Annotated in this window: 17 protein-coding genes; 10 read left to right on the top strand and 7 right to left on the bottom strand. The window is 62.2% G+C overall.

Annotated features, from left to right (window positions below):
* The first annotated feature begins 62 nt into the window (after positions 1-62).
* From C7402_RS44825 to C7402_RS44810, 4 genes are all read left to right on the top strand, one after another.
* Positions 63-1,010 (top strand): dipeptide epimerase, encoded by a 948-nt coding sequence (locus C7402_RS44825; RefSeq protein WP_425273826.1) that lies wholly within the window; start codon positions 63-65, stop codon positions 1,008-1,010.
* A 14-nt stretch (positions 1,011-1,024) separates the two neighbouring features.
* Positions 1,025-2,734, top strand: coding sequence for a serine hydrolase domain-containing protein (locus tag C7402_RS44820; RefSeq protein WP_116615126.1), 1,710 nt, complete (start codon positions 1,025-1,027; stop codon positions 2,732-2,734).
* Positions 2,731-4,239, top strand: a complete 1,509-nt coding sequence (locus C7402_RS44815) for a leucyl aminopeptidase (RefSeq protein WP_116615125.1) — start codon at positions 2,731-2,733, stop codon at positions 4,237-4,239. The genes C7402_RS44820 and C7402_RS44815 overlap by 4 nt, the downstream gene beginning before the upstream one ends.
* Before the next feature lie 106 nt (positions 4,240-4,345).
* Positions 4,346-5,050 carry a response regulator gene (locus C7402_RS44810; RefSeq protein WP_208949103.1) on the top strand — a complete coding sequence of 235 codons (705 nt, stop codon included), beginning with the start codon at positions 4,346-4,348 and terminating at the stop codon, positions 5,048-5,050.
* Positions 5,051-5,065: 15 nt separating this feature from the next.
* Here C7402_RS44810 and C7402_RS44805 read toward each other — a convergent pair whose 3' ends face one another.
* Complete coding sequence (locus C7402_RS44805; RefSeq protein ID WP_116615123.1) at positions 5,066-5,998, bottom strand: branched-chain amino acid transaminase; 933 nt, start codon at positions 5,996-5,998, stop codon at positions 5,066-5,068.
* A gap of 117 nt (positions 5,999-6,115) precedes the next feature.
* Entirely contained in the window at positions 6,116-6,769 is a 654-nt protein-coding gene (locus C7402_RS44800) for a TetR/AcrR family transcriptional regulator (RefSeq protein ID WP_244315102.1), read from the bottom strand.
* A 96-nt stretch (positions 6,770-6,865) separates the two neighbouring features.
* Here C7402_RS44800 and C7402_RS44795 point away from each other — a divergent pair, with 96 nt between their 5' ends.
* Together C7402_RS44795 and C7402_RS44790 are read left to right on the top strand one after the other, a co-directional pair.
* Entirely contained in the window at positions 6,866-8,122 is a 1,257-nt protein-coding gene (locus C7402_RS44795; RefSeq protein WP_165842134.1) for an MFS transporter, read from the top strand.
* Positions 8,123-8,240: 118 nt separating this feature from the next.
* Positions 8,241-10,253 carry an ATP-binding response regulator gene (locus tag C7402_RS44790; RefSeq protein WP_116615120.1) on the top strand — a complete coding sequence of 671 codons (2,013 nt, stop codon included), beginning with the start codon at positions 8,241-8,243 and terminating at the stop codon, positions 10,251-10,253.
* Here C7402_RS44790 and C7402_RS44785 read toward each other — a convergent pair.
* A complete protein-coding gene (locus C7402_RS44785) occupies positions 10,250-10,945 on the bottom strand; it encodes a response regulator transcription factor (RefSeq protein ID WP_112174561.1) in 696 nt (231 codons plus the stop codon). The genes C7402_RS44790 and C7402_RS44785 overlap by 4 nt on opposite strands.
* Positions 10,946-11,272: 327 nt before the next feature.
* On the opposite strand from C7402_RS44785, the gene C7402_RS44780 reads away from it, so the two are divergent.
* Complete coding sequence (locus tag C7402_RS44780) at positions 11,273-11,635, top strand: hypothetical protein (protein ID WP_116615119.1); 363 nt, start codon at positions 11,273-11,275, stop codon at positions 11,633-11,635.
* 325 nt (positions 11,636-11,960) lie between these two features.
* Positions 11,961-12,353: a PaaI family thioesterase gene (locus C7402_RS44775; protein ID WP_116615118.1), complete on the top strand. Its 393-nt coding sequence runs from the start codon at positions 11,961-11,963 to the stop codon at positions 12,351-12,353.
* Between the two features lie 556 nt (positions 12,354-12,909).
* On the opposite strand, the gene C7402_RS44770 is transcribed toward C7402_RS44775, so the two are convergent.
* Entirely contained in the window at positions 12,910-15,534 is a 2,625-nt protein-coding gene (locus C7402_RS44770) for a TonB-dependent receptor (RefSeq protein WP_244315101.1), read from the bottom strand.
* A gap of 724 nt (positions 15,535-16,258) precedes the next feature.
* On the opposite strand from C7402_RS44770, the gene C7402_RS44765 reads away from it, so the two are divergent.
* Positions 16,259-16,888, top strand: a complete 630-nt coding sequence (locus C7402_RS44765) for a cytochrome b (RefSeq protein ID WP_116615116.1) — start codon at positions 16,259-16,261, stop codon at positions 16,886-16,888.
* Positions 16,889-17,182: 294 nt separating this feature from the next.
* Here the strand turns inward: C7402_RS44765 and C7402_RS44760 are convergent, their stop codons facing one another.
* From C7402_RS44760 to C7402_RS44750, 3 genes are read right to left on the bottom strand one after another with little or no spacing between them, the layout of a single operon-like run.
* A complete protein-coding gene (locus C7402_RS44760; protein ID WP_116615115.1) occupies positions 17,183-17,815 on the bottom strand; it encodes a glutathione S-transferase family protein in 633 nt (210 codons plus the stop codon).
* Positions 17,816-17,854: 39 nt separating this feature from the next.
* Positions 17,855-18,601 carry an SDR family NAD(P)-dependent oxidoreductase gene (locus tag C7402_RS44755; protein WP_116615114.1) on the bottom strand — a complete coding sequence of 249 codons (747 nt, stop codon included), beginning with the start codon at positions 18,599-18,601 and terminating at the stop codon, positions 17,855-17,857.
* 49 nt (positions 18,602-18,650) lie between these two features.
* Positions 18,651-19,406, bottom strand: a complete 756-nt coding sequence (locus C7402_RS44750) for an SDR family NAD(P)-dependent oxidoreductase (RefSeq protein ID WP_116615113.1) — start codon at positions 19,404-19,406, stop codon at positions 18,651-18,653.
* Positions 19,407-19,559: 153 nt separating this feature from the next.
* Between C7402_RS44750 and C7402_RS44745 the strand changes: the two genes are divergently transcribed.
* Entirely contained in the window at positions 19,560-20,459 is a 900-nt protein-coding gene (locus C7402_RS44745) for a LysR family transcriptional regulator (RefSeq protein WP_116615112.1), read from the top strand.
* The last annotated feature ends 190 nt before the right edge of the window (positions 20,460-20,649 follow it).

Raw genomic sequence — 20,649 nt, 5'->3', positions numbered from 1 at the left:
CAATGGCTGAAATACGAATGAGCGTCGATATCGAGCGCTGGCCGTTTGCGCAGCCCGTACGCATCACCGGCTACACGCTCACGGACGCACCCGTGGTGCTCGTCACGCTGACCGACGGCATCCATACCGGACGCGGCGAGGCGTCCGGCGTCTACTATCACCGCGAAACGCCGCAGAGCATGGCGGTGCAACTCGAGGCGCTGCGCGGCGCGGTGGAGGCGGGCATCACGCGCGATGCGCTGATTCGCGCCATGCCCGCAGGCGGCGCACGCAATGCGCTTGACGCGGCGCTGTGGGACCTCGAGGCACAGCGTTCGGGCATGCCTGCGTGGCGGCTTGCGGGACTCGCGGCTCCCGCGCCGCTGCGCACGACTTTCACGCTCGGCGTGGACGCGCCCGCCGCACTCGCGGCTACTGTCGCGCGCATGCCGCATGCGCGCGCCATCAAGCTCAAGCTCGATGGCGACGTCGCGGACCTCGACCGCGTGCTGGCCGTGCGGCGCGCGCGCCCCGATGTCGATCTCTACGTCGATGCGAACCAGGGCTGGTCGGCGGCGCAATTGCGCCGCCTGCTGCCGCCGCTCGCGCAAGCGGGCGTAAAGCTCATTGAACAGCCGTTGCCGGTGGGCGCCGACGCCGCGCTGCGCGAGATCGACCATACGGTGCCGATTGCGGCGGACGAAGCGTTCATCGATCTCGCCGATCTGCCCGCGCTGCGCGGCAAATACGATGTGGTGAACATCAAGCTCGACAAGTGCGGGGGCCTCACGCGCGGGCTCGAACTGGCCCGCGCGGCGCGCTCCGCGGGCTTTGGCGTGATGGTCGGCTGCATGGGCGGATCTTCGCTCGCCATGGCGCCGGCGGCGCTCCTCGGGCAATGCTGCGATCTCGTCGACCTCGACGCGCCCACCTTCCTTGCAGCGGACCGGGCTTTCGCCGTTCAGTACGACGAAGGGTTCCTGACCTGCCCGAGCGCGCTTTGGGGCGGCGGCAGCCTCGCCACACTCTGAATACGACAATAGACATGACAGGCAACACACTTGAAAGCGGGCCGCATGAGCGGCTCATCGAACAGATCGATGCGATCTTCGCGCCGTGGAATCGCAGCGACCGGCCGGGCTACGTGGTGGGCGTCGCGTATCGCGGCGATGTGCTGTATCGCAAAGGTCTTGGCATGGCCAACCTCGCGCTGGGCCTGGCGAACACGGCCGCCACGCGTATGCGAATCGGCTCGGTCAGCAAGCATTTCACCTGCCTGTGCGCCTTTCTGCTCGAAGAAGAGGGCAAGCTCGACGTGAGTGCGCCGGCGCGGCGCTATCTGCCCGAACTCGCGCCGCAACCGGCGAGCGGCGAGCCGACTGTGCTGCAACTGATGCAGCACACGAGCGGCTTGCGCGACACCATCGGACTCGGCCTGCTCGGCAGCGGCCTTGGCGCGCAACAGGGCGCCGACATGCCGCTTGCACGCGCGCGAGCCCAACGCGGCGTGAACTTCGCAGCGGGAGAGCGGCTCATGTACAACAACGGCGCGTATCACCTGCTCTCGCTGATCGTCGAACGCGCGGCGGGCATGCCGTTCGAAACTTTTCTCGCCCAGCGCATTTTCGAACCGCTCGGCATGCGCGATACCGCGTCCTATCCCGACGACGATGCGCAGCACGCGGGCGTGGCGACGCTGCATCTGCCGCTTGCGACGGGCGGCTATGCGCGCTGCGCGTTTCCCTCGCGCCGTATCCTGGGCGAAGGCGCGATCGTTTCGACCGTCGACGACATGCTGCGCTGGCTTGCGCATCTGCGCTCAGACAAACGCGTGGGCAGCGCGCACACGTGGCAACGCATGCTCGCGGCGCCGCAATTCGCAGGCGGCGAGGTGAGCCCCTATGCAGCGGGCCTGATCGTGAACCGCTACCGCGGCGTGGACGTGATCCAGCACTCCGGCGGCGTGATCGGCGGAGCGTGCCAGATGCTCACGGTGCCCGCACACGCGCTCGATATCGTCTACATGACGAACGCGGCCGCCGGTCTGGACATGCTCGAACTGTGCAACCGCGTGATCGACGCCGTGCTGGGCGACGCGGAGCTGGGCGCGCCGCCGCGTGTGCCGGAACGCGGGGAAGCGTGGCCGGGTCTCGCAGGCTGGTATGCGTCCGAAGATAATAAGGATATCTATGAAATTACCGAATTCGGCGAGATGTTGAACCTTCGTGAAATGGACGGACCGCCCGCGCCGCTATTCGTTACGGACGGCGCGAATGGCAAGCGTCTTGCTATCGAACCATCGGTATTCGGCTCGTTTGCTTTCGATGTGCCGGGTCCGGCGAACGATGTGGCGGAATTGCATGCTTCCCTGTGCGGCCGATCGCTGCAACTCAAGCGGGTACGCGCCCAGGCGAGCGACATCGAATCATGCCTTGCGGCGCTGGCAGGCTGTTTTGTCAGCGAGGAAATGGGCGCGATCGCCACGATCAGGCGGGAAGGCGACGCCTGGCGGCTCGACATGCAGGTCAGTGACGGCCACGCGAGCTACACCCTCGAAGCGCTGGCCGGGCGGATCGTGCGCTTTACGCCGGCCACGCCGCTCACGCCGCTCTCGGGGCTTCTCGTGCTCGACCCTTACGAGTCGAGCGTGCCGCGCTTCTGGCTGGGCAACTACAACAACCGCCGCGTCGAGTTCGTGCGCGCGGCGCATGCAGAGGGCGCGCAAGCTATCGCCGCGCTGCTGGAGATGCGATGAAATTCAGGGCAAAAAAGCATGCCAACGATCGGTCGGTGCTCAATGCGGCCGGCGATGCCATCGTGATCGGCCTGTTTGAAGACGAAGGCCGGGGTATGAGCAAGACGGGGCAGATGGCCGACCGGCTCACCGGCGGTCAACTGAGCCGCCACGCCGCGATCGACGGCTTCAGCGGCGCGCCAGGCAATGTGCTGTGCGTGCGCGAACCGGCGGGACTGCGTACGCGGCGCCTGATCGCGGTGGGGTTGGGCAAGGCAGCGGCGTACGACCGCGATGCCTGGCTGCGCGCCGCGCAAAGCGCGGCGAAAGCGCTGGGTCCGGCCGCGAGGTCGGTCACGTGGGCGCTGCCGGCCATCGCCGCGTGGGGTGACGACGTGAGCGGTTATGCGCTCGCCACGATCCTCGCTCTGCGTTCTGTTGCGTACGCAACCACGGCGTACCGCAGCCCGCCTGTGCCGCCGCCCGTCGTTGCAGCGACGCTCGAAGTGGCGGTCGCGGTGCGCGCACCGCACGAAGAAGCCATGACGCAGGCACTCGCGTATGCGAGCGCCGTGGCCGACGGCGTGGATGTTGCGCGCGAACTCGGCAACGCGCCCGGCAACGTTTGCACGCCTGCCTGGCTGGGCGAGGCGGCGGCCTCGCTCGCGGCGCCGGGGGGGCTCGACGTCGAGGTGCTCGGTCCGGCGCAGCTGCGCGAGCTGAAAATGCATGCGCTGCTCGCAGTGGGGCAGGGCTCGGACGCGCCGCCGTGCCTGATCGTCATGCGTCATGTGGGAGGTTTGCCAGACGAAGCGCCCGTGGTGCTGATAGGCAAGGGCGTGACGTTCGACGCAGGCGGCATTTCGCTCAAACCCGGCGCGGCGATGGATGAGATGAAGTTCGACATGTGCGGGGCCGCGGCCGTGATCGGCACGATGAAGGCGGTGGCCGCTCTCGGGCTGCGTATGAACGTGGTGGGCATCGTGGCGGCGTGCGAGAACCTCCCAGACGGCCGCGCCTTCAAACCCGGCGACGTGATCACGGGAATGTCCGGCACAACCATCGAAGTTCTCAACACGGACGCCGAAGGCCGCCTGATCCTGAGCGACGCGCTCACGTACGCGCAGCGCCTGAAACCTGCCGCCTTGGTGGACGTGGCCACGCTCACCGGCGCGGCGGTGGTCGCGCTGGGTCATCATTATTCGGCCCTGTTCGCCAACGACGAGCCGCTTGCCGCCGCGCTGCTCGCTTCGGGCGCACGCAGCGGCGACGCCGCGTGGCGCCTGCCGCTCGGCGCGCCGTACCAGGAGGCGCTGCGTTCGGGCATTGCGGACATGAACAACCTCGGGGGAGCCGGCGCGGGCGCCATCACGGCGGCGTGCTTCCTGGAGCGCTTTGTCGAGGGGCATGCGTGGGCGCACCTGGACATTGCGGGCACGGCATGGCGCAGCGGCCCGGAGAAGGGCGCGACGGGGCGGCCTGTGGCGTTGCTCGTGGACTTTCTTGCGCGTCGTGCCCGCGCTTGAAAGGGTCGCATGCAGCCTGTGACCTGCTGGCCGCGGGGCGCGCGTTCTGCGAAAATGAGCGCCGCCCTGAATGTCTCCCGCCTGCCGATCGCCTACGAAAACCATGATGGAAAAGCGCCTGAAGATTCTGATCGTCGAAGACGACGCGGCCATCAGCGGGCTGCTTTCCGAGAGCCTGCGCGGATTCGGCATGCAGGCTGACGAAGCGCCTTCCGGCGCCGCGATGCAGGAGGCGCTCTCGCGCAGCGACTACGACCTGATCGTGCTCGATCTGATGCTGCCCGACGCGGACGGCGTCGCACTGTGCCGCAAGCTGCGCCAGAGTTCCGATGTGCCGATCATCATCCTCACGGCGCGCGGCGAACCCATGGAGCGCGTGGTCGGTCTGGAAGTGGGCGCGGACGATTACGTGGTGAAGCCCTTTACCCCGCGCGAACTGGTGGCGCGCATCCACGCCATCATGCGTCGCGCGCGCGGCGGCAAGCCGGAAGGCGCCGCCGGAGTAGTCGCGTTCGCGAACTGGAAGCTCAACCTCACGGCGCGCCATCTGGTGGCTGCCGACGGAACCGTCGTGCCGCTCTCGAACGCTGAATTCCGCCTGCTCAACGTGTTTCTCGCCGAGCCGGGCCGCGTGCTTTCGCGCGAGTATCTGATGGATGCTTCGCACGGCCGCGCAACCGATGTGTTCGACCGCAGCATCGACGTGCAGATTTCGCGCCTGCGCCAGCGTCTTGGCGACGACGTGAAGGACCCTCGCCTGATCCGCACGATACGCGGCGAGGGCTATATGTTCGATCCGGTCACGCGCTAGACGATCGCAAGCGCATCAGCCGTACACGGCCGTGAGCCAGTGTGCATGGTCCGGCGAGCGGCCGGCGACCACATCGAAAAAGCGGCTTTGCAGCGCCTGCGTGACGGGCCCGCGCGTGCCATTGCCGATCACGCGGTCATCGAGTTCACGGATCGGCGTGATCTCGGCGGCCGTGCCGGTGAAGAACGCTTCGTCCGCGCAGTAGAGTTCGTCGCGCGTGATGCGTTTTTCGACCACGGCGAGCCTCGCCTCGCGCGCCAGCGTCATCACGCTCGCGCGCGTAATGCCGTCGAGACAGGAGGCGAGATCGGGCGTGTAGAGCGTGCCGTTGCGCACGAGAAACACGTTTTCGCCAGCGCCTTCCGAGACGTAGCCCTCGGTGTCGAGCATCAGCGCTTCGTCATAGCCGTTGCGCGTCACTTCACGGTTGGCGAGGATCGAGTTGATGTAGTAACCGCTGGCTTTCGCGCGCACCAGCGAGACATTCACGTGATGGCGCGAATACGACGAGGTTTTCACGCGAATGCCGCGAGCAAGACCCTCCTCGCCGAGATAGCTGCCCCACGGCCACGCGGCGATGCCGACGTGCACCGTATTGCCGCGCGCGCCGAGGCCCATTTGCTCGCTGCCGAGCCATGCGAGCGGGCGCAGATAACAGGCCTTGAGCCCATTACGGCGGACGACTTCGAGTTGCGCATCGCGCACGGTCGAGAAATCGAACGGTATTTCCATTTCGAAGATCTTGGCCGAGTTGAACAGGCGCCGCGTGTGATCCTCCAGCCGGAATATCGCGGCGCCATGTGCGGTTTCGTAGGCGCGTACGCCTTCGAATACGGCCATTCCGTAATGCAGCGAATGGGTGAGGAAGTGCAGTTGCGCGTCTCTCCAGTTCACGAAGGCGCCATCAAGCCAGATCGTTCCGTCACGGTCATGCATGGAAGGTTTCATCTCTTTCCCGGTCGTTGTTGTCAAGCATTCGCGCCGAGTATAGAAATCCCGTCCGGAAGCGTAAATTCACAAATTAAAAAGGCTGATATGCGAAATTCAGATTGCTTGATGCACATGTCAGGAATCCATACTGACACTCGCTGATTCCGCCGGCCGTGCGCGCGAAAGGTAAGCATTCACTAGCGCAGTGAGTTCCCACCGCAGGACTGGCGAGGAAAGTTGGCCTTGTCGCGCCGCTTCGTGAACAGCGCCCGCCAAAGCCCCGGAGAGGACTTGCGCGCCGACGCGAACGTGCGCCGCCGTGCCGCCGGCGTTGGCAATGAACAGCGCCTCATAGGCCTTTCGACATTCGATCTCGAAGCGATCGTGAGCGCAGCGCGAATTGTCGCCGCGCGGGCTCTCTTCCATCAACACCCGATGCGCGGCCGGATGACGGCTGTGGACGGCAATCATGCCGTCCACGAGTGCTGCGATGCGGCGCGCTCGCGCGATCTCCGGTCTGGCGGCTGCTTGCAATACGGCGAGCACCTCGTCGAAGTGCCGCCGACGCACGGCGTCGATCAACGCAATCTTGTCCGGAAAGTATTGATAGAGCGAACCAATGCTCACGCCGGCCGCCTGAGCCACGGCGTTCGTGGTGAACGACGCCCAGCCACGCTCGCCCAGAATGTGAGCCGCCGCGTCGAGAATGGCGGCGGTCGTCGCCTTCGAACGTGCTTGTTTCGGCGCTTTGCGCATGGCGCCGGTAGGTCGGGGAATGCGAGTAGCCATGTGCGGGCTCCGGTGCGAACATGAGCAATATGCTCGCATTTCCGGCAGCAGTCAGGTTGATTCGCGCGAGCGGCGACCCGGCTTCGGAGAATGACGATGGAAACGAAAGGGCACGAGATGACGTATCGACGGCTTGACCTGCATGCGTACCTGGGCCTGCGGTTCCTGGCGGAGGCGTCGTCGATGGCGCTGTCCGTCATGGTTGGCTGGACCGTCTACGACATATCCAGGACACCGCTTTCGCTCGGCATTGTGGGCATCGTGGAGTTCATTCCCGCCCTGCTGCTGACACTGCCCGCAGGTGAGCTATGCGATCGACTGTCGCCGCGCTTGATTATCGTTGCAAGCCTCGCGCTTGAATGTGTCTGCTCGTTTGCATTCCTTACATTGCACTGGATGCATTGGCGTGCGCTCTGGCTCTTTTATGGCGTGGTGCTGGCGTCGGGGCTTGCGAAAGCGTTCGCCGAGCCGGCGGTGCAGGCCATGCTGCCGTGCCTCGTGCGCGCAGGGCAGTTGCCGCGCGCGGTTGCTTTCAGTTCGACGGCCTGGCAGATGGCGGTCGTCCTTGGGCCCGTTGTGGGTGGCCTCGCCTATGCCATCAATCCGGCGCTCGCCTATCTCGGCTGCGCGGCCGCATGGTTTGCCGCGATGCTGCTCGCCACGACGCTGCGCGCTCGCCAGGTGGCGTTCAGAGCAAATACGTCTCAGGGACGGATGGATCGCGTCTGGGCGGGAGTCCGTTTCGTATGGTCCCAGCCGGTAGTCCTTGGTGCGCTTTCTCTCGACCTGTTCTCCGTGCTGCTGGGCGGTGCGACCGCGCTGCTGCCCGTCTACGCGCGGGACATCCTGAAGGTGGGCCCCGAGGGTCTGGGAATGCTCCGCAGTGCGCCGGCGATCGGTGCTTGCATCGTAGGGCTGGCGCTGTCACGCTTTCCGCCCGAACGGCGCGCCGGCTCCAAACTGTTTGCCGCCGTGATTGTGTTCGGTATATTCACGGTGGTCTTCGCATTTGCGCGCTCGCCGGTCGTCGCATGGATCGCCCTTGCCGTGATTGGCGCGAGCGACATGGTCAGCGTCAACATTCGCACGACACTGATACAACTCGTGACGCCCGACGCCATGCGTGGGCGCGTATCGGCGGTGAATGCGCTTTTTATCGGCGCTTCGAGCCAGTTGGGCGCGTTCGAATCGGGGGTGGTGGCTGCGCTGCTCGGCGCTATCCCCACCATAGCGCTTGGTGGTTTCGGGACGATTGTCGTCGCGCTCGCGTGGATGCTGATGTTTCCCGACATGAGAAAAGCGGATCGTCTCGACATGGACCTGAATCGCGAGGGTGTGACGAGCGGCGAGTGAAGCTTGCATGACACTTTACAAGTGAGCGCGATAGCGACCGACTAGAATGAACTGGCACGCCCGAGCGAACGACGTGCTTCCCGCTTCGCAAACCCAGTGAATACACCGGCGAGATGCGATGAGCATATTCAGGTTTACCTCGGAAACGGAATCGAAATTCCTTAAAGGCTCGGCGGCGCCAGGCGCCGTTCGCGCGTGGCTGGTCGATATTCTTTGCTGGCCCGCGCGCTTCGAGGACCCCAGGGTCGAGCGGGAATTCACGGAGGACTACGGGCGACGCTTCGCCGATTTCCGCCGCGCGGCGCTCGTGCTCGGTACGTTGATCTGGGTGTGCTTCGGCTTTTGGGAAATCAGTCTCGCGCAGGAAAGCGCGGTGTTCCGGCCATATTTTCCGGTGGTTTTCGCGTTTCGTTGCGCCGGTGCGATTGGCGCGACCGTCGGCATTGTGCTGGCCTTCAGGCTCGAATTTCATCGCGACACGGTTGCGCATTGGATCCTGCTGCTGGGGTTGGCGTTCATGTGTCTGTGCCTGTTGATGCAAACGGTCCTTGCGCCGCGCCCGTTCAATTTCACCCATTTTTTTGTCGGCTTTTATTTAATTCTTTTTTATCAGTTCGGTTTTCTACGTCTGAGGGCCAAGGCCACATTGATGCTGACCGTTTGCGTGATCGCCGTGATCGTGATCGTGCAACTGGTCACGCAGGCGGTCGAGCCGGACAACTTCGCGGCGGGTATGTTCTATCTGCTGAACGTCGCCATTCTGGGCCATAGCGTCAACGTGAACGCCGAGCGCCATGTGCGCGACCGGTACATCGCCGTCCAGGCACTCGCCCATAGCAACGATGCGCTGCAAAACGCCAACGCCGAACTCGCGCAAAAGCACCGTGATCTGGAGCGTGCGCGGCGCGACCAACAAACCAAGTCGGAAGCGCTGATCGCGCTGCGAGAGCAGCAGCGCGAAGCCGCGGAACAGGCAAGCCGCGCGAAATCGCGCTTTCTGGCGGCCGCGGCGCATGACCTGCGCCAGCCCATGCATGCGCTAAATCTCTTTCTTGCCGCGGCCTCCGAAGCGCTCGATGCGCGCGACGTCGAAGCGTCGAGCAAACTGATTGGGGAGGCGCGCAAGGCGTCGGTGCTCACGGCGCGCCTCTTCAATGCGGTGCTCGATCTGTCGAAGCTCGAATCGGGGCACGTCAACCCGATTTATACGAGCGTCGACCTGAGTCGCGTAACCGAGGAAACGGTTGAACAACTCGCGTCGTTCGCTACGAGCCGCGGCGTTGAACTGCGCTATGGAAAGACGCAGCAAGGACCCGTATGGGTGCGCACGGACGCCGACTGGATTCCGCGCGTGCTGAGCAACCTCATCGCGAACGGGATTAAATATGCGGATCCATCGAAAACGGGCCGCTCCACGGTGCTCGTCGGTTTGGTTCGCATGCCGAATTATGTGAGGCTAGACGTTATCGACAATGGCATAGGCATCGCCTCGGAGCATTGGGATGCGATTTTTCAACCGTTCGTGCAGATCGGCAACCCGGAACGGGACCGCGAGAAAGGTCTCGGACTGGGCTTGTCGATCGTGAATGCAGTGGTGTCGCTGCTTGAAGGACACCGTCTCGAACTGAAGTCGATCGTGGGGAAAGGGTCGCGCTTCTCGGTGCGCATGCCGGTGGCGGATCCATTCGCGCTCCAGGATGCGGCGATATCGCCCGCCGATGCGGCATCGTCACCCTCGCCGTCGTCGCTGCGCGGTCTCTACGTGTTGCTGGTCGAGGACGACAGTCTGGTACGCGCATCGATGGAGGCGCTCTTTGGGCGATGGGGTGTCCTGTTCGATTCGGTTCGCTCCGCAACCGAACTGGGCGAACTATTGCAGGCGATCGAGCGGGTGCCGGATCTCGTGATCAGCGACTACCGGTTGCCGGAGATGTCGACCGCGCACGATGTCGTGCGCCTGCTGGCCGGGCACTTCGCGCGGCCAGTGCCGTTCCTCGTGGTGACGGGGGAAGCCGTGGCCAGCACGCAGGGGGCGTTGCCGGAGCGATGCGTGCTCAGCAAGCCATTGTCCCCCGACCTGCTGATTGCGCGCATGCTTGAATTGACCGGGGAATCGGCCCGCGCGTGCTAGGCCGCCGGGGCGTGCGCAACAGCGGGAATTTCAATGCCGCGGCGCGCCATTTCGACGATCAGGAAGGTGCGCCGCGAAACGTTGAAGCGGCTCAGCAAATCGCTGATGTACTCCTTTGCCGTGTTCTCCGAGATATTCATCTTGCGCGCGATGGCCTTGTTCGACATGCCCTGCAAGAGAAAGCCCAAGGTTTGCGCGAGGCGCGGCGGCAGGTTCAGCGAGTCGATTGGAATCCCCTTGCTCGGACCCGGAGATTGCGGCGTATGCCCGCCTTTGCCAAGCACGCTGTTGGGCAGGTAGACGCGCCCGTTCAGGATCGTCAGCAGGGCTTCCCGGAAAACCGCGCCGCCTTCCTCGCTGGCCTTCGAAATGAAGCCGCCGGCGCCATTCTTGATGCATTCCAGCACGGTTTCGCGGTCGTCCTGTGCGGACAGCATGACGACATGCGCCGCGCGCTCGTTTTCCTGTAGCCAGCGCAGCAGGTCGAGGCCGGTGTGATTGTCGCCGATCTGGTAGTCGAGAAAGACCAGGTCGTAAGCCTTGTTCTGCAAGCGCTCGACGGCGGCGGCGTACGAGCCGGCTTCGTCGATGTCGAGCGTCGGCTCTGAGGTCAGGATCAGGCTCTTCATCGCAATACGCGTCAAGCCTTCGTCCTCTACGAGCAGTACGTGGCGGAAATGCAGGTTGTCCATCGGCGCCTCTTCAAGTCCCAACCATCCTACCCGCAATCCTTCAGGCTGCGATCCCCCCAAAGCGGGGGACGCTTTTGGGGCCGCCTTCTGGAGGCGCTTTTCCCCCGGCATGGCCGGTTTTTCCCACGCCCCGAACCGCGCAGGATGGAGTCGTCGCGGTTAGGACGGAGAGGGGAGACCACCATGCGCACGTCATGTCCCGATTTGAAGAGCCTGCTGAATATTTTCCGCTTCGCGCCCGGCGAAGTCCGGAAAGTGCTCGACGGTAATGGGTGACCGACCCGCACAAGACCGGTCGAACAGGCTGACTCACGAGGAGACCACCCGATGCAAGAGAAATCCATCTCGCACGCCCGTGATGGACGTCGATCGCCGACCCAGTTTGCCCACGAGCACGAAGGACCGTCGTGGGGCAAGCGGGCTGACCATGAGAAAGCCAATCGGGAAAAAACAGAAACGCAGAACCGGACTCAGGCGGAGCGGCGACCCCTGAGTCCTTATACGATCCACAACCTCGACACCGCCATTGCTCACCTCGAAGTCGCGATGAACGCGGACCAATCGATGGAGCTCTTCGGCGAGAACTACTGGCATTCACGCGTGCTCGAACTCCGCTCCACACCGGGCATCCTGCACGCTCAGGACCGTCGGTTGCAGTGTCTGCTGGATCGATTCGGGGGGACGGGGTAACGGGGATTTAATCGCGCGCGGCTCGGTCGACTGGACCGGATGGTTGGACAGAGCGATTTGCCGTGCGTGGTGTTTTCATAAAAAATGACTGCATTGGGAAAGGAATCTTCTCGACCGACCAGATGGGTTACGCATACTTGCGTGTGCGTGTGCGTGTGCGTGTGCGTGTGCGTGTGCGTGTGCGTGTAGCCGAACTCGGCCACGATCTGCGCGAAGCGGCGGCGGACGTCGCGGCATCGATCGTAGAGAGAGGCGCTGGATTGAAGTAACCGATACGCAGCGGCTGATCGACGCGGGCTGGCGGGAACACGCCCGGAGCGGCTTCATGGGGCTCGTGGGGCCGCTGTGGAGCCGGCGCGAAGCGGATCGTTATGTATTCGGTGTGCTCGTTACGCGCGAGCATGCGAATCCGGCGGGCATGATCCACGGCGGCATGATTGCGAGCCAGCTCGATCAGTCCGTCAGCACGGTGGCGTGGGAAGCAACCGGGCGGCAGCCCTGCGTGACGGGGCAACTCGACACGCATTTTGTCGTGGCCGTGCGGCCCGGCGCATTCATCGAGGCGCGCTCGCGTGTCGTGAGGCAGGCCGGCTCGCTGGTGTTCGTACAAGCGGAATTGAGTGTTGCGTCGGGGATTGTCGCGACCGGCGCTGCGACGATCGAGGTGATGCGTGCGTCAGTAAATGAACTCAACGTGGGCAATCATCCTTCAGTTTGACCCGTTGCATCACGCGGCGAAAGCTGTGCCTGTCGCTGGATGGATTGTGTTGCGTAGCGTGGCTGTCCCAGAGGGCGATCGCGTTCGGTGTCTGCGAGAAGCGGCAGGTGAACTCTGACACGGTATCAAGGGAATCGCGCAGGGCTCTGCAGAGCGGGTCAGGGCGGCGTGGTTTTGTTTCGGCGGCAGCGGGTAATGCCCATGAAGCGCAATTTTGCGCTTCATGTTGGTTCGCCGTGGGAAAAGAATGCGCCGATCGGTAGCTGATTATCACCAGTCTTTGACTGGCCGACTGCTACCTGACGCGGCCGGCCGTAGTCGACCCTTTCGAGTCACTCAGTCAGCCTGGTCGCCGGTCCGCTGTCTAACCGAGATGAGACACTCGCACACAATAAAGCGATGTAACCGAAACAAAACGGTCCGTCATTGCGTTTGCTTCACCAACACAATGCCTTAATCGCGCGACGTCCAATATAAAAGAGAAGATGCTCGATCGCATCTCCCCTGACCAGATGATATGGAGCGGAATATTACGCATGCCTTCACGCTACGCAAATTAGCTGGAATCCCTGTCGGCCCGTTTCCCGCCAAATGAATACGTCAGGCTGATCCAGAAAGATCGAGGTGCCGCTGGCGTAACGAATTGCTGTGTGACCAGAGTGTAAATGCTGGTCGTACCGGACAGGCCATAGGTGGAATACCGCTTGTCGAACAGGTTGTTGATATAAGCGGAAATATTGAGGTTCTTGGTGAGGTTGTAATGTGCATCCAGATTAAACACGACGTAGCCCGGCACCACGCCAGCCGGGTCCGAATTGCTCTCGTTGCCGTGAGCAAACTGGCTGCTGGCTGCAATCAGGCCGGCACCCAGCAACAGGTTCGTATTGACAGCATAGGCCGAGCGGATCTTGAGGGTTCTGGCGGGGATACCGGGAATCGTGTCGCCGCTGACCACATTTTGGCCGCTCGCCGTAGTGAATTCAGACTTGTAACGCGCCTGGACGTAGCCGAGATTGGCCGCAAAGAACAGCTTGCCGAGGTTTGTGCTAGCGCCGATTTCGAAACCGCGCCGCTCAGTCTTCCCGACGTTTGCGAAATAGCCGTAGGTGGCTGAGGTTGCGATGAATTGAATATCGTTGGAGAGGCGTGAGTCGTACATGGCTGCGTTCCAGTACGTCGAGTTTCCAAGTCTTCCGCGAGCGCCCAATTCGAACGTTCTTGCCACCACGGGTTTCAGGTCGGGGTCGCCATTGAACCCCGTCGGCAACGAGCATGGGCTAGTCGGGTCGGCGCAAGACAATTCGATCGAGGTCGGCGCGCGCATGGCTTCGCTATAGCCACCAAACAGGCCCAATGCGGGATTGAGACTGTAGTTGAAACCCAGCGCCGGGTTGAAGCGCCGGTAGTCGTGGGAGCCATTAAGATTTTTCGTTTCCGGTCCCGCAACGGCGCCGGCCGGAATGCCATTGGGGCTGGTAGCCGCGCCGGTCCCGGAGTTGCTGTACTTAAAAGCATCGACATAGCCAGGGTTGTAGTACGTCACGCCGGTCACGCTGTCCGTCCAGGAATAGCCGCCGTCATCATTGAGATACTGATTGTTGGCGCCAGCCTGGCTGAGCGTCGTAAGGTTGAAACTGCCGGATGCCGTGACGCTTAGCTTCTCGGTCAGATGGAACGTGTCCGTGAAGTAGGCACTGAAGTCATTGGTGCTGGCCGACAGATTGACGGAATTCAGCACATTGCTGCCGGTAAACGAGGGGAGGTTGGTGGCAGACGGCGCCAATCCATTGGCAGTAAAACCGTATTCCTGATTGGGGATGATGACGGTTTGGTAATCGATTAGTCTGGCCAGGTAAGCATCCTGATCATAGGAAATGCGCGAGTGGTCGAATGCGGTGCCAAGCGTGAAGGTATTGTTGTGTCCGAGCAGTTTGTCGAAATTCGACCATTGCAGCGACGTGCCCACCGTGTCCTGACGGGTCGTGGACTCCACCACGCTCGAGTTGATGGAACTGGTCCATCGACCATAGCCTAAAGCAAGCGCATTGGCGCCCGTGATGGAGTTCACGGCAGTGCCGCCGGGCGCCTGGTTGGCGCATTTAGAGGTTCCGCTGGTGGTGGTTGCCAATGAGCCGTCGTCGTTGAAGCAACCGTCGTCCAAGTCGGCATTGCTGTTGAAGTTGTTGAGATTGGTGTGTCGGTAATACACGTTGCCGACAATCTGGTTGGAGTCGTTCAGCCAGTGGCTGGCCTTCAGGTTCAGCAGTGCCATCCGGTTGGAGATGGTGTCGGGCCAGGTATAGGCAGATCGGTAATTCGACAGCATGTCCAGTGGCAGCGACTGCGTGCCGCTCAGTTCCGTATCCGCCAGCGCGCCAGACAACTCCAGTTTGGTCTGCCCACCGTTGCCCAGCCACCGCGCCTTACCGAACAGTTGCTTGATCTCGGAGCCCGAATAATCCCGGTAGCCGTCTTGCCTGTCGTAGTTGCCGGAAATGAAATAGTCGGTGCCGTGCGTTGCATCCGCCCAGCCTGACTCAAAGCTGACGCCGCGCCGTCTGAATGAGCCGCCCAACGCACTGATCGACGTTCCGGGGTCGTCCTTGCCATTTTTTGTATTCACAACGATCGCCCCGCCGAGCGTATTCAAACCGAATATTGGATTGGAGCCTGGCAGAATATTGATGCTCGACATGGCATTCGTGGGAATCAAATCCCAATTCACCACCGAGCCGAACGGCTCGTTCATTCGAACGCCATCGAAATAGACGGACAGTCCCACCGGCGCGCCAAGTAGAGACGTCGCCTGGAACCCGCGGTAATTCACATCGTTCTGGTACGGATTGCCGGTGCCATTGCTGACGCTGACCGAGCCGATATTATTGTTCAGTAAATCGGCGACATTCGAGGTGCCCTGCTCAGCGGCGTCCTTCGCGGTCAAGCGTTGCGCATTGGCAGGGAACTCGGATCGCGGAATGCCAAGGCCATCAATCGGAGTGGTTCCAATCACCTCGACGACTGGTAGCTGCACAGACTCTGTGGGCTCTTCCGAAAATGCCGGTACGTAAAATCCGGCGGACACCAAGGCCACCGCAATACCGTTCAGACGAAGTGCCTTCGGCGCCGAATTGGTTTTGGGTTTCTGTGCCACCGTCGTGCGGCGACCGTTTCGTATGCTCACGTCTCCTCCGTACCTTACAGTTGTAATTGGTGGGAAGAGCTTATTAGCGACGGATGAGGCTGTCGCGGGAGTTATTCCGCAGATGGTCGGGAAAGTTTCCCGTTACGACAATGTCCAGATATGCACGTCTAAACGAGGGGAATGGCGCGCGTCGCTCGCATCTTCAAGCTGCAACTATGGACAGAGCATTCTCGCGATGTGAATGGCCCATGCGCGCCCTCTTTCGTCACCCGGCCATCGACTTGTCGCCTTGAGGACAAATGGACGGGTCAAGTGGGTTGAGCGGCGGCGATCGCGTGTTCTGTGACCGTAACCGCGCGCATTGCGGACATTGGCTTCATGCTCGGCACTGCCCGCTCCTGGCCGACCGCAACCCCACGCGGTCGGCAGAGCTCAACCCGTTTTCGCTCCCAGAATAAATGCCACGGATGGCGGATAGGTGCCGAGCAGCGGAAGCTCATTATGTCTGCTCGGCTCGCTCGACGCACTGCAAAGCGCTTCGACTCGAAAGCCCCGTGAAAAGGCTTCGCAAGACAACAGAAATGCAAATCGTTGTCATTTGCATTTCTGTTGACGTGATCCGACCATGTCGGTACGATGCGCCGCTGATCAACGGCAGGAGTGCCGATACTACCAGGCACGGCTCAACTGATGAATCAGCGATGCGCGGAACGCATGGCGGCGTTCCGACACAGCCTAATGAGTTCGGACTGGAAGAACGCGTATGAACCGTATGTCACAAGTGGCAGGGCGATCCGGCGCCCGTGCGGGTAGCCCGCAAACCTTGATCGCGCAAAATGCTCGCTTTGGCTTGCGCAATATGCAGCAACCGGCGGGCGAGGCCGATCTGGTCCGCTACGACGGCGTTGCGCGATTTTTCCATTGGACGTTTGCTGTCTGGATCATTTACGCCAGCGTCTCGGGTTACTCGCTCCTTCGGATCCCTAATGGACCCGTGCACGATTTCCTCTCGCAAATCAATATGTCAATAGGAACAGTGCTTATCGTACTTTTTCCGTTCCGTGTGGGTTGGAAGCTCATCCGGACCGAGCCGCGTGCGCTGCCCGATGTGTCCGCCAGACAACAATCGCTGGCGCGCATCGTACATGCCGTGATTTACGTCATGATCTTTGCTGTGCTTGCGAGCGGTTTCTTGATGGTTCCGAACGGCTATTCGTTCGTCGGTCTGGTCAAGATTCACACTCCGTTCCACAAAGGCCCGATAACCGACGAATTGTTCGCGGTGCATCGTGCAACTTGCGCACTGCTGGCTGGACTGGTTATGCTGCACTTGATCGCGGTGATCAAGCACCAACTGATTGCGCGTAATGATGTATTGAGAAGAATGCTTTAAATAAGGTCCTCTGCCTTCAAGGATGCCGGCTGCTGCGTATGCGTCGGGCGTTCTTTCGCCGCGCGGATTCGAGGGGTATTCGCAGCGATTCAGGCCGCGCTTCGCTGCTGATAACTGGCCATTCGGAAGCATGCGATCAGTGACGCCTTGTGGCCGAACTCGGGCCGACGGCGAACGCACCAAAACGCCCCTTTGAAGCTGTCCACGCTCCGGGTCCGGACGTCTGCAAAACTCAACAAAGCGGATATTTAGCTCCGCCTCGCTCACATTTGATACGTTGTGCTAAAGAACTCGTCAAGCCGCCGCGCTCGGACGCGCAGAAACCCGTTCGTACCACGTCCTGACAGCGACATGCTGCTCCGGGATCGGCATCGCAAAGGCGCGAATGGCGAAATCCACTGCAACCAGCGTCGTGATGTCGGCGGCCGTGTAGTGCTCGCCCGCAACGAACGGGACACTCGACAGTCTCGCCTCAAGATCGTCGTAGAAATTTGCCACGCGACGCTTGCTGCGTTCGACCAGTTCGGGAATCTGTGCGTACCCGTGCGGCCCTGAAACGGCACGATCTTTTAGCCCCACCGCGGCGTTGCGCACGCCTTCCATCACCGGCGCAAATCCTTCAGTTTCCGCGCGTCGCTCCCACATGGCGACGATCGCCTTTTCCTGCGCTGTGGTTCCAAACAAAGGCGTCCGCGCAAATGCGTCGTCGAGGTAGCGCATGATGACGGGCGTTTCACCGATGGCTGTGCCGTCGTCGAGCACGAGAGTCGGTACGACCACTCGCGGATTGACGGCGCGGTAGGCGTCCGAAAACTGCGCCCTGGTTCCGAGATCGACAGGAATGAGCTGGATGTCGAGTCCTTTTTCTGCGAGCAGGATGCGAACGCGGCGCGAGTTGGGCGACCCGCTGGCGTGATATAGCTTCATGACTTTTTCTCCATTTGAGATTGGGATACGACGTTGCGATCAGAGCTTCGATCCGCCGTCCACATGCAAGGTATCGCCGGTGATCCAACGCGCTTCATCGGATGCGAGGAAGGCCACCGCCGCGGCGATGTCGTCTGGTTGTGCCATGCGCTTGAGCGCCTGAATGCCGATCGCGAAGTTTTGTCCTGCGCCAGTCTTCGCGAAACTGGACATATCGGTCGGCACCACACCGGGTGCGACGGCGTTGACGCGGATGCCCCGTTCACCGAGCGCGGCGCCGAAATGTTTGACAAGCGTGTCGATGGCGCCCTTGGTGGCCGCATAGGCCGACAGCGTGCCGAGCGCCGCATGCGCGGCCAGCGACGAAAGCAGCACGATGCTGCTGCCTTTGCACATCACGGGCAGCAGTTGCTGAACCAGGAAAAACGGCGCGCGCACATTTACCGCGAACAGGTTGTCGAAGTGTTCGACTGTCGTCTCCTCGATCGTCGCCGCGCCGGAGATGCCGGCGTTGGCAACCAGGATGTCGAGGCGACCGCCGATGATCGAGCGCGTCCTCTGCGCGAGGAGGTGTGGACCATCGGCGGCGCGCAGGTCGGCGGCAATACTCTGGGATGTGCCTCCCGCCTGCCGTATCTCGGCGACAACGGCGTCGGCGTCTTGCGCGCCGCGGCCATAGTGCACCAGCACCTGAGCGCCGGCCTTCGCCAGCGCAAGCGCGCTGGCGCGGCCGATGCCGCGTGATGCGCCGGTCACTAGCGCGGTCTTGCCCGATAACGTGTTCATGATTCGATACTCCCTGCGTCAGAAGGTATGGGAAGGAAGAAAGCGCGGATCAGCCCGCCGTCTTGCCGCCGTCGACCGTGACGATCTGCCCCGTCACGAAGGCCGCGCCTTCGGACGCCAGATAGAGGACCGCCGCGGCGATGTCCGCCGGGTTACCGATGCGCGCAAGCGGCACGCCGCGTACCAGCGCCGCTTTCCTCTCCGGTGTGCCGGTAAAGCGGTCGAGCATGCCGGTGTCGGTCGGTCCTGGCGCGACTGCATTCACTCGCACGCCCGTGCTGGCCACCTCGAGCGCCGTCGATCGGGTGAACCCTTCGACAGCGTGCTTGCTGCCCGCGTAAATGGCCGCATACGCCGCACCTTCGTGGCCGTAGGTCGACGAGATGTTGATCACGCTGCCGGATCGTTGGGCCGTCATGACGCGCAGTTCGTGCTTGAGGCTCAACAGCACGCCTAGCACGTTGGTGTCGAAGGTTGCGGCATAGCTGTCAGCGGACACCTCGGTTACCGGCCCGGGCGTGCCTTCTGTGCCGGCATTGTTGACCGCGATGTCGAGCCTGCCGAACCGGGAAACGGCTTGATCGACGAGACTGCGGACCTCTTCGTCACGGCGAACGTCGGCCTGAACGAAGAAGGCTTCAGCGCCCAGCCCGCGCAATTCGTCTTCGAGGGCTGCGCCCTCGGCCGGGCGACGGCCGGAGACGATGAGCCGGGCTCCGGAGCGAGCGAAAGCGATGGCGGTGGCGCGGCCGATGCCGGTCAGCGCGCCGGTGATAAGGACGACGGGGCTGTGAAGGCTGTTCATGAGAAACTCCTGTAAGGTATAGCTGCGACGCATGGGATGTTTGCGTTCGCGGCAGGGACAGTGGCTACAGGGGTTAATCTATGCGCTCCTTACGCCGATGAAAAAGACTTTGGAAGCTGGATGGCATGCCTGACAGGCATGGGGTGAGAAACCATGGAACTGCGTCATTTGCGGTATTTCCTCGCGGTCGCCGAGACCGGCAGCCTGACGGAGGCGGCTGAAAAGCGGCTGCATACTTCGCAACCGTCGTTAAGCCGGCAAATTCGCGATCTGGAGGATCAGGTCGGTGTGGAACTGCTGGTACGCAGCGCGCGCGGCGTCGAACTGACCGACGCGGGCAACGCCTTCATCGATCATGCGCGACTCGCGATAGCTCACGTGAACGCAGCCGTAGAGGCGGCACGGCGCGCGGCGCAACCGGCCAAACCGCGCTTTGCGCTTGGTTTTCTGACCGGTCAGGAAATGACATGGCTGACTGACGCGATGCACCTGTTGCGCGAGGAGTTGCCGAATATCGAGGTTACCGTCTCCAGCGACTATTCGACGGAATTGGCCGCCGCACTGGCGCACGGCAAGCTCGACGTGGCGTTCATGCGCGCCGAGCCCGGATACGGCCTCGAGTACAAGGTCGTCACCAAGGAGCCGCTCGTCGTGCTGATGCCGAGCGACCATCCATTGGCTGCACGCAAAACGGTGCGCCCGGAGGAACTCCGGCACGAGCCGTTCATCGCGATGGCGGACAAAGCCAAGGTGCTGAGACAGGTGATCGACGCTTATCTGGCCAGGTCGGGCGTCGAAGTGAACGTCGCGCAAAGCGTCGACAATCCGGCGATGGTGATGTCGCTAATTGCTTCGATGCGTGCCGTCACGCTGATACCGGCCTATGTGCAGAACCTGATGCCATGGTCCGTCGTGAGCCGGTCGCTGGAAGGGGACGTTCCGACCATAGAGCTGGCCGTAGGTTACAGCCCCAGCAATACGGCTCCGATTGTCAGCCTGTTTCTGTCGCGGGTGGACGAATTGATTTCAAGGATCGTAAAGCGGTCGGCATGACGCCGAAGCGCCACAAGGAGTTTCGGACCTGAGATATGCGACCGTTTCCATTCGGCTTTCGGACGTTTGCTGTGTCGGTGTAAATGGCCGCTCCTGGCCGAGGGTGTGTCAAAACACGTGCGATCGCCTAGACTGAATCAACCTGTTAGCGCGAGAGGCGGAGATGGGGCGATTTGTCGAAGGTGCAAAC

The sequence above is a fragment of the Paraburkholderia unamae genome, from assembly GCF_003096875.1.
Taxonomy (GTDB): Bacteria; Pseudomonadota; Gammaproteobacteria; order Burkholderiales; family Burkholderiaceae; genus Paraburkholderia; species Paraburkholderia unamae.
The sequence above is the reverse complement of the archived record's forward strand: the minus strand, read 5'-3'. Positions and strand labels throughout refer to the sequence as shown.

Bases quoted from the DNA above. Each gene is read 5' to 3' on its own strand.
- C7402_RS44780 (WP_116615119.1), top strand. From the start codon at position 11,273: ATGCAAGAGAAATCCATCTCGCACGCCCGTGATGGACGTCGATCGCCG.
- C7402_RS44815 (WP_116615125.1), top strand. From the start codon at position 2,731: ATGAAATTCAGGGCAAAAAAGCATGCCAACGATCGGTCGGTGCTCAAT.
- C7402_RS44795 (WP_165842134.1), top strand. From the start codon at position 6,866: ATGGAAACGAAAGGGCACGAGATGACGTATCGACGGCTTGACCTGCAT.
- C7402_RS44750 (WP_116615113.1), bottom strand. From the start codon at position 19,406: ATGAACAGCCTTCACAGCCCCGTCGTCCTTATCACCGGCGCGCTGACC.
- C7402_RS44810 (WP_208949103.1), top strand. From the start codon at position 4,346: ATGGAAAAGCGCCTGAAGATTCTGATCGTCGAAGACGACGCGGCCATC.
- C7402_RS44785 (WP_112174561.1), bottom strand. From the start codon at position 10,945: ATGGACAACCTGCATTTCCGCCACGTACTGCTCGTAGAGGACGAAGGC.
- C7402_RS44745 (WP_116615112.1), top strand. From the start codon at position 19,560: ATGGAACTGCGTCATTTGCGGTATTTCCTCGCGGTCGCCGAGACCGGC.
- C7402_RS44760 (WP_116615115.1), bottom strand. From the start codon at position 17,815: ATGAAGCTATATCACGCCAGCGGGTCGCCCAACTCGCGCCGCGTTCGC.
- C7402_RS44805 (WP_116615123.1), bottom strand. From the start codon at position 5,998: ATGAAACCTTCCATGCATGACCGTGACGGAACGATCTGGCTTGATGGC.
- C7402_RS44755 (WP_116615114.1), bottom strand. From the start codon at position 18,601: ATGAACACGTTATCGGGCAAGACCGCGCTAGTGACCGGCGCATCACGC.
- C7402_RS44790 (WP_116615120.1), top strand. From the start codon at position 8,241: ATGAGCATATTCAGGTTTACCTCGGAAACGGAATCGAAATTCCTTAAA.
- C7402_RS44765 (WP_116615116.1), top strand. From the start codon at position 16,259: ATGAACCGTATGTCACAAGTGGCAGGGCGATCCGGCGCCCGTGCGGGT.
- C7402_RS44775 (WP_116615118.1), top strand. From the start codon at position 11,961: ATGGGGCTCGTGGGGCCGCTGTGGAGCCGGCGCGAAGCGGATCGTTAT.
- C7402_RS44820 (WP_116615126.1), top strand. From the start codon at position 1,025: ATGACAGGCAACACACTTGAAAGCGGGCCGCATGAGCGGCTCATCGAA.
- C7402_RS44800 (WP_244315102.1), bottom strand. From the start codon at position 6,769: ATGGCTACTCGCATTCCCCGACCTACCGGCGCCATGCGCAAAGCGCCG.